Origin of the sequence: Streptococcus sp. Marseille-Q3604 (genome assembly GCF_916619785.1) — a bacterium.
In the GTDB taxonomy this organism is placed as follows: domain Bacteria; phylum Bacillota; class Bacilli; order Lactobacillales; family Streptococcaceae; genus Streptococcus.
The window spans coordinates 285,530-300,964 of the sequence record NZ_CAKAKM010000002.1 but is presented as its reverse complement, the minus strand read 5'-3'; the positions used below and the strand labels follow the sequence as shown (position 1 = coordinate 300,964).

General features: G+C 40.3%; 13 protein-coding genes. 10 read left to right on the top strand and 3 right to left on the bottom strand.

What is annotated here, in order from left to right:
* Position 1: 1 nt before the first annotated feature.
* The 7 genes from LG375_RS05760 (at position 2) to greA (ending at position 10,625) form a co-directional block, all read left to right on the top strand.
* The gene (locus tag LG375_RS05760) at positions 2–2,002 is read left to right on the top strand and encodes a cell division site-positioning protein MapZ family protein (protein ID WP_225745473.1); all 2,001 of its coding nucleotides are present in this window, start codon (positions 2–4) and stop codon (positions 2,000–2,002) included.
* 106 nt (positions 2,003–2,108) lie between these two features.
* Positions 2,109–5,204 (top strand): DEAD/DEAH box helicase, encoded by a 3,096-nt coding sequence (locus LG375_RS05755; RefSeq protein ID WP_225745472.1) that lies wholly within the window; start codon positions 2,109–2,111, stop codon positions 5,202–5,204.
* Positions 5,205–5,359: 155 nt separating this feature from the next.
* Positions 5,360–6,076 (top strand): hypothetical protein, encoded by a 717-nt coding sequence (locus LG375_RS05750; protein ID WP_002886515.1) that lies wholly within the window; start codon positions 5,360–5,362, stop codon positions 6,074–6,076.
* A 26-nt stretch (positions 6,077–6,102) separates the two neighbouring features.
* Positions 6,103–7,431 carry a UDP-N-acetylmuramate--L-alanine ligase gene (gene murC / locus LG375_RS05745; protein ID WP_225745471.1) on the top strand — a complete coding sequence of 443 codons (1,329 nt, stop codon included), beginning with the start codon at positions 6,103–6,105 and terminating at the stop codon, positions 7,429–7,431.
* A 59-nt stretch (positions 7,432–7,490) separates the two neighbouring features.
* Positions 7,491–7,985, top strand: coding sequence for a GNAT family N-acetyltransferase (locus LG375_RS05740; RefSeq protein ID WP_002886517.1), 495 nt, complete (start codon positions 7,491–7,493; stop codon positions 7,983–7,985).
* Between the two features lie 96 nt (positions 7,986–8,081).
* The gene (gene mltG / locus LG375_RS05735; protein ID WP_107372508.1) at positions 8,082–10,058 is read left to right on the top strand and encodes an endolytic transglycosylase MltG; all 1,977 of its coding nucleotides are present in this window, start codon (positions 8,082–8,084) and stop codon (positions 10,056–10,058) included.
* Positions 10,059–10,142: 84 nt separating this feature from the next.
* A complete protein-coding gene (gene greA, locus LG375_RS05730) occupies positions 10,143–10,625 on the top strand; it encodes a transcription elongation factor GreA (protein ID WP_002883697.1) in 483 nt (160 codons plus the stop codon).
* Between the two features lie 167 nt (positions 10,626–10,792).
* Here greA and yidC read toward each other — a convergent pair whose 3' ends face one another.
* Both yidC and LG375_RS05720 read right to left on the bottom strand, forming a co-directional pair.
* Entirely contained in the window at positions 10,793–11,710 is a 918-nt protein-coding gene (yidC, locus tag LG375_RS05725; RefSeq protein ID WP_037598962.1) for a membrane protein insertase YidC, read from the bottom strand.
* 86 nt (positions 11,711–11,796) lie between these two features.
* Entirely contained in the window at positions 11,797–12,075 is a 279-nt protein-coding gene (locus LG375_RS05720; protein WP_037597401.1) for an acylphosphatase, read from the bottom strand.
* Positions 12,076–12,177: 102 nt separating this feature from the next.
* Here LG375_RS05720 and LG375_RS05715 point away from each other — a divergent pair, with 102 nt between their 5' ends.
* The 3 genes from LG375_RS05715 (at position 12,178) to LG375_RS05705 (ending at position 14,233) form a co-directional block, all read left to right on the top strand.
* Positions 12,178–12,915, top strand: coding sequence for a TrmH family RNA methyltransferase (locus tag LG375_RS05715; RefSeq protein ID WP_073685707.1), 738 nt, complete (start codon positions 12,178–12,180; stop codon positions 12,913–12,915).
* Positions 12,916–13,016: 101 nt separating this feature from the next.
* Positions 13,017–13,520, top strand: coding sequence for an HD domain-containing protein (locus tag LG375_RS05710; RefSeq protein WP_002883682.1), 504 nt, complete (start codon positions 13,017–13,019; stop codon positions 13,518–13,520).
* A gap of 23 nt (positions 13,521–13,543) precedes the next feature.
* Entirely contained in the window at positions 13,544–14,233 is a 690-nt protein-coding gene (locus tag LG375_RS05705) for a Bax inhibitor-1/YccA family protein (protein ID WP_107372510.1), read from the top strand.
* Positions 14,234–14,269: 36 nt separating this feature from the next.
* Here the strand turns inward: LG375_RS05705 and LG375_RS05700 are convergent, their stop codons facing one another.
* Positions 14,270–15,406, bottom strand: a complete 1,137-nt coding sequence (locus LG375_RS05700; protein WP_107372511.1) for a DUF5105 domain-containing protein — start codon at positions 15,404–15,406, stop codon at positions 14,270–14,272.
* Positions 15,407–15,435 lie beyond the last annotated feature (29 nt).

Here is a 15,435-nt window from a genome sequence, read left to right as displayed (position 1 = left end):
CGTGTCAGAAGATAAAACACAAAATGGCTATGAAGGTAGCCAAGAGCTAGATTTCCAAGATGCCAAGGAAATGACAGTCGGTGAGGCTGTCCGCAAAGAAGCTGAGATTAATGCTGGTGTAACAGAAACAGATAGCATTTTGGATAAGTATATCAAGCAACACCGCGAAGAAGTTGCCTCACAAAAATTTTCAAAGAAAATTGAAGCTGATGGCGACACATCACCTTTGGATGCTTTTATTCAAAAGCAACGTCAGGAGTTTGCGGATTCAGGTTTGATTGGTCAATCAATGGCTAATGAGTCAATCAACTCAACAACAGCTACTGAAGAAGTAACACCGGTCACATTTGGTTTTGGTGCTACAGATAACAAGGCTGATGAGACTCAATCTCATATTGACAAGCAGTTGCCAAATGCTCCTGTTGAACCTGAGGTTATTGCAGAACCAGAAAGTCAAAGTTCTGAAGTTATCATTACGTCAACGAATGCTGATCGTTTCATCACGTCAGAAACAGAAAAATTTGACCTTGGTGATGCACTCGCTGATTCATCTACTTCAACTAATCAGCCAGCCTATAACGATGCATTGGTAGATAATATTGATGATAACAATCCTTTGATTGCTAACATTGATAATCCAGAACCAAAAAATCCTGCTGTTGCCAATATTGACGATACTGAGCCACAAGCTTCAAAACCTTTGTTGGATGATGCTGCTATTTCAGACACTATTGATTTGGCAGCTATTGCATCAACAGTGGCAGGGGTAACTGGAGCAAAAGCTGATGAAGAAAAGACAACACCAAAAGTGTCTATGGCAGTTAATCGCCCATCTGCAGAAGACAGAATCTCTTCAGAGTCTATTTCACCATCGCATAAGAGTGCCTTTGATGGTGACATTCCAGTTTACCGTCGTAAAGGTGTTGTTATCGGTGCTCTAGCAGTTCTTGCTTTAGCTATTATCGGTGGTAGCTATGCTCTTTATAAAGGAACACATAGCCAATCGGCGAAAACAACAAGCACAGCTTCTTCAGCAGTGACATCATCATCAAGCAAGGATACGTCAGCTGCTGATAATAAGGCCTTTGAAGAAATGTATAAGAATTTCTTCACAGATGACGAGCAAACAAAACTCGCTAATGATCAATTTGGTAAGTTATCAAATTTGGAAAAACTGCTCAAGAAATTGGAGAAAACCAAGTATTATGATGCAGCTAAGAAAAAATATGATAACTTGAAGAAACAAATTGAAGCTGTACAAAAGATTAACAGTCAGTTTGAGTCAGATGCTCTTGTAGATGGTAGCTATAATGCCTCTATCGCTGTTAAATCAGATGCCAACTTTAATAATCTTCCAGAAAGTGTAACAACAACTGGGAACGCGAGTCTCGATAGCACTATTCAAGAAGCTATTAAGGGTGGTAAGACTCAACTTGAAGAAAAAGCTAAGGCTGCGAGTGCAACGTCTGCAGCGACAGCTTCTGAAAGTGTTAATACTGCTAGTCCTGCTGCACCTTCAGGTGATAACGCATCTGGAGCAGCTTCTAATGGCGGTGGTGCGGCCGCATCAAATACTTCTGGAGCGCAAAATGGAGCAGCTAACTCAGCAGGTTCAGCAGGTTCAACTGGTGCGACTGGAGGAACTACTGGTGGCTCAGCTGCAGCTTCAACAGTTGTAACACGCGGAATCACAAATTATAACCCATCAATCCTTCAACGTGACCGCTCACGTGTGCCTTATAATGCAAACGTAGTAGCAGATACAAGTAACCCAGCTTGGACATGGGCTGATGGTGTTCTTGATAAGATCATCAATGACTCACATTCACGTGGTTACTTCTCAGGAGATAACTTCATTCTTGAGCCAGTTAATATCATCAATGGTAATGGTTACTACAACTTGTACCTTCCAGATGGAACTTATCTCTTCAGTATCAACTGTAAGACAGGTTACTATGTTGGTAATGGTTCAGGTCACTCAGATAAACTTGATTACGAATAATAATCTGCGACACTCCTTCGGGAGTGTTTTTTTGTTTTATCTTGGTGAAGGCCTAGTTTATAAGGATTTTGTGCTATAATAGAGGGATAAGATAGGGGTGAATACTATGGCAAAATTGATGCCGGGTAGAGTCCGTAATGAGGGTATTGAACTTTTTGAAAAGGATCTCATTACCATTCATCAGGTCTCAGAAACTCAGTTGGATACAACAGTTGACCAACATCATTTAATTTATGCACTCAACGATTCTGAAATCACGTGTGACTGTGATTATTTCTCTCAAAAAGGCTATTGTCCCCATTTGGCAGCGATTGAGTATTATCTAAAAAACGATAAAGAAGGCCAGCGTCTCTTGGCAGAATTGGAAGAGGAACAAGAGTCCTCTCAGGGCCAAGAGCGAGGTCACTCTTTTGGTGGCTTATTTTTAGAAGGTCTTTCCCTAAATGAGGATGATACTGTTAGATATAGCTTGATGGTAGAAGGAGAGGAATCGACCTTTGGTTCAGAGATTTGGTGGAGTATACGTTTACGTCGCTTACCAGATGAACGTTCTTATGTTATTCGAGATATTCCTGCCTTTCTCAAACTTGTAGAGGCTGAGGGTTATTATCAGATAGGTAAGAACTATTATGAACCCCTATCGCTTATTCAATTTGACCAGGCTTCACAGGCATTTTTAGACTTCTTAGGACGGATGATTCCAGATGAAGCCAAGACTAATTTAGACTTTATTTTACCGAATAATGCACGTCATCTTTGTCTCCCCTACGGTTTTTTTGAGGAAGGTTTGAGACGGATGCAAGATTTGGATGGCTTTAGGTTTGAATGGGAAGGAACCGAATATCACCGACTTTTGGTTGAGGATTTGACTGCTGATGCCCATCTCTTCTCGTTTGATATTTCTGTCGAGCCTAAGATGATTGAATTGACTGTTGCTGAGAAGAATAGTCAGGCCTTTTTTAATAATCGTATTCTCTTTTATCAAGGTGTTTTTTATCGTTTGAATCGAAAACAACAAAAACTTTTGGTTGGTTTACGCTCTCTTCCAATCGGAAGCGATTTGAATAAGCATGTCAGCTTTAATCTCGATGAACAAGCCATCTTGGCTGCTAGTCTTTTTGATTTTAGGACTATGGGACCAGTTAAAGCTCCTAAAGCCTTTAATATCAAGGATTTTACACCGAGATTTCACTTTGACCTGAAAGGTGACAGTGAGGTTATACTTACATTAGCCTTTGATTTTGATGGTTTCCTAGTCCATAATCGACAAGAGTTGAGTCATTTAGGATTTACGAGTAACTATCGTCATGAGCAGGCTGTTTTCCGTTTGATGGCTAAGCATGAATTCACCCCTGATTTTCAGTCATCTAAACGATTAAGTAGCAGTCAAGAGCTCTATGATTTCTTTACGAATACTCTAGCAGAATTTGAAAATACAGGGACGGTTCTGATTGGGCAGGAGTTGCGTGACTTACGGGTTGAACAGAGCCCACAGGTTCAGGTAGAGCGTCAGGGGAATTTATTAGATATTTCCTTTGATTTTTCAAGTCTTGACGATGAAGATGTGGATCATGCTTTAGCAGCTTTGATGGAAAGTTCGCCCTATTTTATCAATCGTAGTGGTCAGTTGATTGTTTTTGACGAAGCGACGCATCGTATTAGTGAGAGTCTCAAAACTCTAAGAGCTCGATATTCAGGGCAAGGTCACCTAGAACTAAATCAATTGACTGCCTATCAATTAATGGATGCTCTTTCAGAAAGTGATTCTGTTCGTTTTTCAAAAGATTTCCAACTCTTAACGCAACATTTGAGTAAACCAGAGACCTTTGATTTGCCAACTTATAAGGTAGAAGCTGACCTTCGTCCCTATCAGGAAAAGGGTGTTCAGTGGCTATCTATGTTGCATCACTATGGTTTTGGCGGTATCTTGGCCGATGATATGGGGTTGGGAAAAACCTTGCAGACCATTGCCTATCTCTCTGCACATTTAGAAGAAGAGCAACGAGTCTTGGTTTTGTCACCATCAAGCCTGATTTACAATTGGCAGGATGAGTTTAAAAAGTTCGCTCCTCAGTTAGATGTAGCGGTTTCTTATGGACTCAAGCCAAGACGTGATGACATCATTGCTGAAGACCACCAGATTATTATTACAAGCTATGCTTCCTTCCGTCAGGATTTTGATGCCTACAAGGCTGGTAAATATGACTATCTCATTCTCGATGAGGCTCAGGTCATGAAGAATACACAGACAAAGATTGCCCAATATCTACGTGATTTTTCTGTTCCACATTGCTTAGCACTATCTGGAACGCCTATTGAAAATCATTTGTTGGAGATTTGGTCTATTTTCCAAATTATTCTACCAGGACTTTTACCGGCTAAGAAAACTTTCCTTAAGTTAACACCAAAGGAAGTGGCTAGGTATATTTCTCCCTTTATTCTAAGACGTAGGAAAGAAGAGGTCCTTCCTGATTTACCAGATTTGATTGAAATCACTCACCAAAGTGAATTGTCAGATGCTCAAAAGGCTATCTATTTAGCGCAATTGCAACAGATGCAGCAAGGTTTAATTTCTGCAAGTGATCAGGAAATCAACCGTCGTAAGGTGGAAATTTTGTCAGGAATTACCCGCTTACGACAAATCTGTGATACCCCAGCTCTTTTTATGGACTATGCTGGAGATAGCGGAAAATTAGATAGCCTAAGAGAGTTGCTTAGTCAAATTAAGGAATCAGACCACCGTGTTCTTATCTTTTCACAATTTCGTGGGATGTTAGATATTACAGAGGGGCTCTTACAAGAATTAGGTATTTCCTCTTATAAGCTAACAGGGTCAACGCCATCTGATAGTCGTCAAGAGATGACCAGAGCCTTCAATCAAGGAAGTCGAGATGCCTTTTTGATTTCTCTAAAAGCAGGAGGAGTGGGACTGAATCTAACTGGTGCTGATACGGTTATTCTGATTGACCTTTGGTGGAATCCAGCGGTAGAATTGCAGGCTATTAGTCGTGCGCATCGTATAGGTCAGGAACAAAATGTCGAAGTTTACCGTTTGATTACAAGAGGGACTATTGAAGAGAAAATTCTTGAGCTTCAAGAAGGCAAGAAGAACCTTGTAACAACCGTCTTGGATGGTAATGAAAGCCGTGCCAGCATGACCGTTGAGGATATTAAAGAAATTCTTGGTATTGCAATATCTTAATTTGTTACATTTGATATTTGAATACTAATACGTGAAAATGCTACTAGGCAAATCTTTTGAATTAGGCTATAATAGAATACTGCAAGACGTATCTTCACATTCCCGATTGTTTATATTAAGATACGCATCATCTCGAAAACGAAAGGAAGTCTTTTATGCATCGCCAAAGACGACAATTTCCGCTGATTCCAGACGGGGAATCTTGCTTGCAAGAACCGGTCTCTATGCGCCTATATGAAAATGAAGATTTAATCACAAATATCCGTGGCCCTTACCAAGATAAGGACTACAATGATTTGTTGCCGAACTATGATTTCTTGTCAGCTAAGCCTAGCAATCGTAAGCAGGCTTCAAAACGAGTGGAGACACAAGAAGCTGGCATGACTTATGCAGAGGAAGCCCGTGAAAAGGCTAAGCGTGATGTCCGTGAGAAACGCCAAAAATTCCTCCGCCAAGAAGTTCAACAAACCAAACATACTAATAGCCGTCAACTAACTGCTAAGCCTAAGGTAGAAGCTAAGCCAAGCTTTGAGGCTACTGTTGAGCCAGCTGCTGTAACAACGGATAAAGGGCCAGTGACAGCATCTATCTTGGGAGCTCCTGTAAGTGCTATCAAGCGAACTTTAGCACCTAACGGGAAACACTCAAAAATCCATCACTTGGCAAATCGTCTGCAACAGGATTCTTACATCTTGGCAGAAGTGGCTCCAACCTATCAACAGCCTAGTAACCCATCTCGTAAGAACGTCAAGAAAAATAGCTATGACTTCTTGAAACGTAGCCAGGTTTATAATTACCCAGAACGTCAAACTTACCGTGAACACCGAGTTGCTCAAGAATTAAATTTGACGCATTTAGAAGACGCAAACTAATCGCAGTGCGATTGTAAGGAGAAACTATGTCAAAAACTTATCATTTTATTGGAATTAAAGGATCTGGTATGTCAGCTTTGGCTTTGATGCTCCACCAAATGGGACACAAGGTTCAAGGTTCAGATGTGGAAAAATATTACTTCACTCAACGTGGTCTTGAGCAAGCAGGTATTCCTATCCTTCCTTTCGATGAAAAAAACATCACAGAAGATGTTGAATTGATTGCTGGAAATGCCTTTCGTGAAGACAACAACGTTGAAGTTGCTTATGCGATTAAAAATGGCTACAGCTTTAAGCGTTATCACGAGTTCTTGGGTCACTTCATGGATCAATTCACTAGCTTTGGTGTGGCAGGTGCACATGGTAAGACTTCTACAACAGGTCTCTTGTCACATGTTATGAAAAATATCACAGACACGTCATACCTTATCGGTGACGGAACTGGTCGAGGTTCTGCTAATGCACAATACTTTGTCTTTGAGTCTGATGAATATGAACGTCATTTCATGCCATACCACCCAGCATACTCAGTCATCACTAACATTGATTTTGACCATCCTGATTACTTTACAAGTATCGATGATGTGTTCTCTGCCTTTGATGATTATGCTAAGCAAGTGCAAAAAGGACTCTTTGTTTACGGTGAGGATCCACACCTTCGTAAGATTACAGCCAATGCGCCAATCTATTACTACGGTTTCGAAGAAAATGATGACTTTATGGCAACAGACATTGTTCGTACAACGACAGGTTCTAATTTCAAGGTAAAACACGATGGACAAATTCTTGGAGAATTCCATGTGCCAGCCTATGGTCGTCACAATATCTTGAATGCAACTGCGGTTATTGGGAACCTCTATGTAGCTGGTTTCGACATGGACTTGGTTGCAGAACACCTTAAAACTTTCTCAGGTGTTAAACGTCGTTTCACAGAGAAAATTATCAGTGGTACTGTTGTCATCGATGACTTTGCTCACCATCCAACTGAAATTATTGCAACGCTTGATGCAGCACGCCAAAAGTACCCATCTAAAGAGATTGTTGCTATTTTTCAACCACATACCTTCACACGTACCATTGCTCTTCTTGATGAATTTGCTGAAGCTTTGAACGAAGCAGATGCTGTTTATTTGGCGCAAATTTATGGTTCAGCGCGTGAAGTTGATCATGGTGATGTTAAGGTTGAAGATCTTGCTGCTAAGATCAATAAACCGGCCAAAGTGGTTACAGTTGAAAATGTCTCACCTCTCCTTGATCATGACAATGCTGTTTATGTCTTTATGGGAGCTGGGGATATCCAACTTTACGAACGCTCGTTTGAAGAGCTCCTAGCAAGCTTGCAAACACACATGTAATATATTAAGGGCTGTAGCGATTTCGCTCAGCTCTTTCTCTTAATAGAAAGGAATTTAGTATGCTTATTCGACATGCCCGAGAGGATGATTGGGCTGATGTTGTCCGTATCGAACAAGATAATTTTTCACCTGAAGAGGCTGCAACTCCAGAGGCTATTGCGGAGCGTTTAAAGACGATTTGTGATACCTTTCTAATTGCTGAAATTGATGGCGTTGTAGCTGGCTACATTGAAGGGCCTGTGATTGCGGAACGTTATCTTACAGATGACTTGTTCCATAAGGTGGTTCCTAATGCTAGTCAAGGAGGCTTTATTGCAGTTACTAGTTTGTCTATCTCCAAAGATTTTAAAGGGCAAGGGATTGGTACAGCCTTGATTGCAGCGCTTAAGGATCTAGCTATCGCCCAAAAACGCCAAGGTATTAGTTTGACTTGCCATGATTACCTGATTGCCTATTATGAGATGAATGGCTTCACTGATGAAGGAGAATCAGAATCAAATCATGGCGGTAGCACTTGGTATAATATGGTTTGGGAGAATCCAGAAACCCATTGAATTCAGTGTTACGTTACTGTGACAAAGGACCAATTGATTTGCATTAACTGACTTTTTAAGATATAATGGCGTTTGTTACTATAGAGGAGGTATGCCTTGACGGACAAGTTTAATGAACACTCGGAATCTGCTGAAGATAGCCTAAGCTTTAAAGATCAGATTCTTCGAGATTTACAAGAAGCAACATGGCTCCGTTCTCTTCGCGAGGAGGAGCATAATAAAAGTGCAACTATGCCCGAGACACCACGTTCAACGTCAGCTGAGAGCGCTACAACACATAGTACCTCAGCGTCCAATAAAGTAAGTAACCAAGATTTTAGTTCACATTCTGTTTCTCATAGTGCTTTCGCTAAATCTATGACTTCTGAGACGGCTCAAGATTCTCAACAAGATAGTGTTGGCTTGTTTTCTGTTTCTCAAGCTGAGTCTTTAGTGTCTGATGCTCATTCAAATGAAGCGTCTATTTCTAAAGAACCTATTGAGGAGGAGAAAAAGGTAAATATTCCTCAGGAGACTGAAACGTCGAAACGTCGTTTTAAACGTCCAGTTTGGGAAACTAGCCTTAACGAAGCATCTGAAGAGGAGTATATTCCTGCAGATGTTGCCAAGGAGCTCATTGAAGCTAAGTCTAACGAAGCTATTTATACAGACCCTAAAGAATTGGAGGCCAAATTGACCTCAGAACGTCAAAAAGAAGCATTCTTGCAGGAACATCATGCAACAAGTGACCAAGCGTCGCAAGAAAAGGTTCAATCAGAGCTAGTGGCTGATGGTAATGAGGATGATGAGAGTATTTCTCTAGAACCCTCTGGAAAACCTAAGAAAAAGAAAGGTAAGAAAGTGAAGAAGAAAAAGTCTTCGCCAAAAGATGTTAAACAGGCTGATATTGTCGACGAAGAGCCGATTTCACGTTCTAACCGAAATCACAAACGCAATAAAAATAACCGTCGTGCTGGTAAAATTGCAAGAAATATTATTATCTTCTTGCTACTTATCTTGTCAGTAGCTGCATTCTTTGGTTATCGTTATGTTAGTGATGCTGTTGGCGCAAAAGATGTTAATTCAACTAAGTTTGTTAGTGTTGAAATTCCTGAAAATTCAGGTAGCAGTTATATTGGTCAACTATTGGAATCAGCTGGTGTCATTAAGTCTGGTAAGGTCTTTAATTACTATACCAAGTTTAAAAACATCTCAAATCTGAAAAGTGGTTATTACAACCTTCAGGCTAGCATGACTATGGATGAAATTATTGAGGCACTTCAGAAAAAAGGAAGTGATAAACCTCAGGAGCCATCTCTTGGTACGGTCTTGGTCAAAGAAGGATACACCATTGATCAAATTGCTAAGGCAGTTGAAGTTAATTCCTCAGCGAAAAAAGGCAAAAAAACATCAACTGGACTTAAGGCAAAAGATTTCTTGAAGCTGATGAAGGATGATGCTTTCATTACTAAGATGAAAGCGAAGTACCCAACCTTGTTGGCCAACCTTCCGAATTCTACGGATGCTAAGTATGTCCTAGAGGGGTATCTGTTCCCAGCGACTTATAACATTCATGACGATACGACGGTGGAATCTTTGGCAGAGGAAATGTTGTCAACGATGGACACCTACCTATCACCTTACTATGCGACGATTTCATCTAGCGGGCACAATGTTAATGAAATTTTGACCCTAGCTTCTCTTGTGGAAAAAGAAGGAGCTACAGATGACGACCGTAAAAATATTGCGAGCGTCTTCTATAATCGTCTTAACTCAGACATGGCTCTACAAAGTAATATTGCAGTTCTTTATGCTCTTGGAAAACTTGGTCAGGAAACGACCTTGAAAGAGGATGCAACTATTGACACAAACATTGACTCCCCTTATAATGATTATGTTCATAAGGGGTTGATGCCAGGTCCTGTGGACAGTCCTAGTCTGTCTGCAATTGAAGCGGTTATCAATCCATCATCTACCAAGTACATGTACTTTGTTGCAGATGTAACTACTGGTAATGTTTATTTTGCTGAAAGCTATGAAGAGCATCAGCATAACGTTGAAACTTACATTAATAGCAAACTAAAAGATAAATAGTCTGATTGGCTCATTAAAATCAAGCAAACAAAGAGTGATTTTGAAAATAAAGCCAAGGGCTCAAAAAATAGGAAAGAGAAAAAAATGGCAGAAAAAACATATGTAATGACACAAGCGGAGAAAGAACAACTTGAAGCGGAATTGGAGGAGTACAAACTCGTCCGTCGTCCAGAAGTTGTAGAACGTATTAAGATTGCACGTTCTTATGGTGACCTTTCAGAAAACTCTGAGTATGAAGCAGCCAAAGACGAGCAAGCCTTTGTTGAAGGACAAATTCAAATTCTTGAAACAAAAATTCGTTATGCAGAAATCGTTGATAGTGATGCTGTTGCTAATGACGAAGTTGCAATTGGTAAAACTGTTGTTGTTCAAGAAGTTGGTACAAACGACAAAGATACTTATCATATCGTTGGTGCAGCCGGTGCTGATATCTTCTCAGGTAAGATTTCAAATGAAAGTCCGATTGCTCAAGCCTTGATTGGTAAGAAAGTTGGCGACAAAGTCGCTATCGAATCACCAGCAGGTAGCTACTCTGTGGAAATCCTTAGTGTAGAAAAAACAGCCTAGGTGACTGTTGGAATTAAGGTGTTCAATATTTGAAACTAGTGGGAGTGAGACAAAACAGTCGTTCTGTCGCACTCCTTTTTTGCTTGTTGGCGCTATTAGGAATTAGGTTAGTCTGAATTAGTCTATAAGAAAAGCACTTTTGGAAAATTCCAAGAGTGCTTTGTAGCTTATTTACGATTTTGCTTACCGGCGTTACGGTTTTTCTTTGGTTTGCTCGCAATTGCTTGAGTATTTTTTGGTGTCACATCTTTACGCTTGCTTGGTGTTGTACGAGGTGCTTTTGGAGGGTTCTTTTTGAACTCTTCAGCAACTTTTTCTTTCAAGCGAGGTTTGATGATGTAGTTGGTAATCAACTGTTGGATAATAGAGAAGATACCACCAACGAACCAGTAGAGGATTACGGCTGCAGGTGAGCTAATACCAAAGAAGATCATCATGATTGGCATACTGTACATCGTCGCTGCCATTTGTTTACGTTGTTCTTCAGGAACTTGTTGAATAGACAACCAAGATTGGAAGTAGTAAAGCGCTGCGATGATGATAATCAATGGGAAGTCACGGTGACCAAGGTTAAACCAGAGGAAGTTATCCTTGAGTACACCAGGAGTGTAACGTGCTGCATAGTAGAGTGCTGAGAAGAATGGGAACTGAATCAATAGAGGAAGACAGCCGACACCGCCCATCAAGCTTAGACCGTTTTCACGCTGAGCTTGCATGAGTTCAGACTGGGCAGCCATTTTTTCTTCTTGAGTTTCAGCGTTGCGCAAACGTTCGTTAATTGGTTCTAAGATAGGCGCAAGGTATTCACGTTTTGCTGCTTGGTAGGCTGCGCTACGAGATTGGTGAAGACCAAGTGGCAAGATAATCAAACGAACAATGATGGTTACGAAGATAATGCCAAGACCAAATCCCAGATTTAAATTATGTGCGAAGTAGGTGATGACGTGGCTCATAGGGCGACCAAGTAGGTTCCAAACCCAACCAGTAGGATTACCAGACTTATCAAGGCTCACACATCCTGATAGGAAGAGAAGCATGCTGGCAGCAAGTCCCATCAGGGCTAGACGTTTTTGATTTTTATTCACAATATCATTCCTTTTGTTTTTTAGTTATACTTGTCTATTTTACCTTTTTTTAAGGAAGAGAACAAGTTAAAAACGGAGCTCCGACCTTAATTAGCCATGCGAAAATCGCTGTAATTAGGGAAGTTAGCCATGGTCACATCGACATAGGTTACTTTAGACCATTTTGAAGGTCCCTTTCGAACTTCTTGAATAAATTTAGCTAACTTAGAAGGGTTATCTGACTGAGCTAGAATTTCAACAGTACCGTCGTCATTATTCCAAACCCGACCGCATATATCTCCAATATCTAGTGCTAGAGCATAGGTTGAATAACGAAAACCAACACCTTGGACTCTTCCTGAGACTAATAATCGTACTTTTTGCATGGTCCATGACCTCCTTTTGAAAGCTCTTTCTTTTAGTATAATCCTTGCTATAAAGTCGGTCAAGTCCAAGATTTATCAGGGGATTTCTGCTATAATGAGTGTATGGAAATCATTCAATCAAAGCAAAATGCTAGCATTAAGTCTGCTAGAAAATTATTGCAGCGTAAGCACCGTAAAACTAGCTATCTTTTAGAAGGATGGCATCTTTTTGAGGAAGCAAAGGCAAGCGGTGCCGAGATTCTTCAAGTTTTCGTACTTGAGGAAATGGCTGATCGTGTGGCTAATATGTCTAAGGTTAAGTTGGTTAGTCCAGAGGTGCTTAAGGAACTCTGTGAAACTCAGACACCTCAAGGGATTGTGGTAGAAGTTGCTAAACAATCTCAAGCCTTGCCAAAGTCTCTCTCAGGGAAGTATCTTCTCTTGGAGGATGTTCAGGACCCTGGTAATGTAGGAACAATGATTCGAACAGCAGATGCCGCAAGTTATGACGGAGTATTTTTGTCGGATAAATCAGCTGATATTTATAATCAGAAGACCTTGCGTTCTATGCAGGGAAGTCATTTCCACCTTCCAATCTATCGTGGACCAATTCTTGACATGGTTGAGGCTTGCAGAAAACAAGGTATACCCGTCTTAGCAACAACTCTTTCCGATGTTTCCGTTGACTATAAAGCAGTTAAGACAGATGGCAACTTTGCCCTAGTGATGGGAAATGAGGGGCAGGGAATTAGTCAGGAAATGGCTGAGTCTGCTGATCAACTCGTACATATTAGCATGCCAGGTCAGGCGGAGAGTCTGAATGTTGCTGTTGCAGCAGGAATTCTCATGTTTAGTCTCTAGGTCTCAAGGATGATTTTAGGAGAAAACAACTGACTTTTAAAGTAATTTTAAGTACTAGTGGTATAATGAAGAAGCATTAGAAACATTAATGAGGTATTATTATGAAACGACCAGAAGATGATAAAGAATTCATGGAAGTTGTGGGACATTTGATTTCTCATCCACGTTTTCAAAAATTGGATGGGATTGTACAACACCATCATTCGACACGTTTAGAACACTCGGTTAATGTTAGTTACACCAGCTATAAGATTGCTAAAAAATTTGGCTGGGATGCCAAGAGCACAGCTCGAGGTGGTCTCTTACATGACTTTTTCTATTATGATTGGCGAGTGACTAAATTTAACAAGAGTCATGCTTGGGTACACCCACGTATTGCTGTTCGTAATGCCAGAAAGCTTGTTAATCTGAATAAAAAAGAAGAGGATATTATCCTCAAGCATATGTGGGGAGCAACGATTGCGCCGCCGAAGTATAAGGAATCTTATATTGTTACTATGGTGGATAAGTATTGGGCGGTTAAAGAAGCAGCGACACCCTTACGAAATCGAATCAAAAATCGTAAGTTTTTCCGTCGCAAGACTCTACAAAGCCACCACCAATAATTCATTATTTTTAGGAGATAACTATGGAATCAAATGCAATTTATACAACTAGTGATGCGGGCTTGAACCGCTTTTTCGGAAAGATTTATGGTCTTGTCGGTATGGGAGTGGGACTTTCAGCAGTCATCTCTTATCTGATGCTCTTCCCTCTTTCGCATCTTTTTGTCAACATTCTCATGAATTATTCTTGGGTTTACATGGCGGCACTCTTTTTAGAGTTTGGTTTGGTCTTTTTGGCTAGTGGTGCTGCAAGAAGGAATACACCTGCGGCTCTACCTTTATTTTTGGTTTATTCTGCTCTGAATGGATTTACACTTAGCTTTATCATCGTACAATATACGCAAGCCATTGTTTTCCAAGCTTTCCTTAGCACTGCCATTGTTTTCTTTATCATGGCACTTATCGGAGTTACCGTTAAGCGAGATCTATCAGGCATGGCCAAGTTCCTTATGGCAGCCTTGATTGGGATTATTGTGGCTAGCTTGATTAATATTTTCTTTGCAAGTAGCATGATGAGTTTTGTGATTAGTATTGTATCAATTCTTATTTTCTCAGGTTTAATTGCCTACGATAACCAGATGATTAAGAAGGTATATTATGGTACCAATGGTCAGGTCACAGATGGATGGGCAGTTTCTATGGCACTTAGTCTTTACTTGGATTTCATTAACTTATTCTTGAATATCTTGCGACTCTTTGCTAGACGTAATTAGTAAAAAAATCAGCCAGATGGCTGATTTTTTTAATGTCTAATAGTTCTTTGTAAGTGTTCCTTGTTGCCCTGTGTATGCATAGAAGAGAGGGTAGTGTTCCCAATTTCCTACATAGTTTTCTTTATCTGGGAAGGCCCACTTGTCGTCTTTTTTGGTAAGCTCGACTGAGTAATTATCAAAGATATTTGTCCCTTCAGTCTTTGGTGCTGATGGGTTTACTTCTTTGATTGAATTCGGTAGGTAAGTTTCCATGTAGAATTGTCTTGTCAGTTGGTCGACATTTCCAGCGTTAGCACCATTGCTTTGTAGGTAGTTTTTAAGTTCGTCTGTGAGATTTGGGTGATTAGCACCATAGGCATCGTCTGCAGCTTTCATACTGATAGTTGACATGCTGACATTGAATTCTGCCTTATCTTTAGCGACGATAATGTTGTCAACAGTGTAGCTGCCGCGTTCACGGTTAGCTGTTTGAACCCAACCAAAAACTTTTGGAACTTCATCACCGGTTGGTTTGATGTTATCAGTTGCATCATAGCTGTATTGAAGGCTATCTGAGAAATATTGGTTAAGTTCGCCCTTAGCTTTGTCCAAGTCGTTAGAAACAAATTTGCTGTAGTCTTTGCTTTCGCCACCTAGAAGAACTGCGTTGAAATAAGCATCAACAGCCTTTTTAACATTGATAGTTGTTTTACCATCGAAATCTTTTAGGTTAGTAGAAACAGTTTGTCCTTCTGTCTTCTCATCCTTTGATTCAAAATAGAGTTTATAGCTTTCGTCGTTGTTAACTTCGAAAAAGAGTGAGACAGTTTTGTAGTCGTCAGCTTCAAGCTTTCCAAAGTCATCTGTAGCATCCTCTACGTTCTTATTTTTGTTGAAGAGAGTAGGGAGGTCACCCTTGTCGATCTTGCTTGCTGTGACTTTTTTACCATCTTTATCTTTGAGGTAGAATTGTTTAGCAGATGTTTTGAGCTCATTTTCCATATCTTCCGAAGTATTCTCGAGTTTGAATGAGACTTCGACTAGGGTTTGGTCATCCTTGAGCTTGAGGTCGCTTCCTGACATATAGACAATATCGTTAACAGAAAGCTTAGCATCAAGTTTTGGCTTGGCACATGCTGAGAGCGTTAAGATGGCTGCTAGAGCAAGAGCCCCAGAGTAAAGATATTTTTTCATAAATAATCCCCCGTTATTTTATTTAGGTT

Bases quoted from the DNA above. Each gene is read 5' to 3' on its own strand.
- LG375_RS05755 (WP_225745472.1), top strand. From the start codon at position 2,109: ATGGCAAAATTGATGCCGGGTAGAGTCCGTAATGAGGGTATTGAACTT.
- LG375_RS05750 (WP_002886515.1), top strand. From the start codon at position 5,360: ATGCATCGCCAAAGACGACAATTTCCGCTGATTCCAGACGGGGAATCT.
- murC (WP_225745471.1), top strand. From the start codon at position 6,103: ATGTCAAAAACTTATCATTTTATTGGAATTAAAGGATCTGGTATGTCA.
- LG375_RS05740 (WP_002886517.1), top strand. From the start codon at position 7,491: ATGCTTATTCGACATGCCCGAGAGGATGATTGGGCTGATGTTGTCCGT.
- greA (WP_002883697.1), top strand. From the start codon at position 10,143: ATGGCAGAAAAAACATATGTAATGACACAAGCGGAGAAAGAACAACTT.
- LG375_RS05720 (WP_037597401.1), bottom strand. From the start codon at position 12,075: ATGCAAAAAGTACGATTATTAGTCTCAGGAAGAGTCCAAGGTGTTGGT.
- LG375_RS05715 (WP_073685707.1), top strand. From the start codon at position 12,178: ATGGAAATCATTCAATCAAAGCAAAATGCTAGCATTAAGTCTGCTAGA.
- LG375_RS05710 (WP_002883682.1), top strand. From the start codon at position 13,017: ATGAAACGACCAGAAGATGATAAAGAATTCATGGAAGTTGTGGGACAT.
- LG375_RS05705 (WP_107372510.1), top strand. From the start codon at position 13,544: ATGGAATCAAATGCAATTTATACAACTAGTGATGCGGGCTTGAACCGC.
- LG375_RS05700 (WP_107372511.1), bottom strand. From the start codon at position 15,406: ATGAAAAAATATCTTTACTCTGGGGCTCTTGCTCTAGCAGCCATCTTA.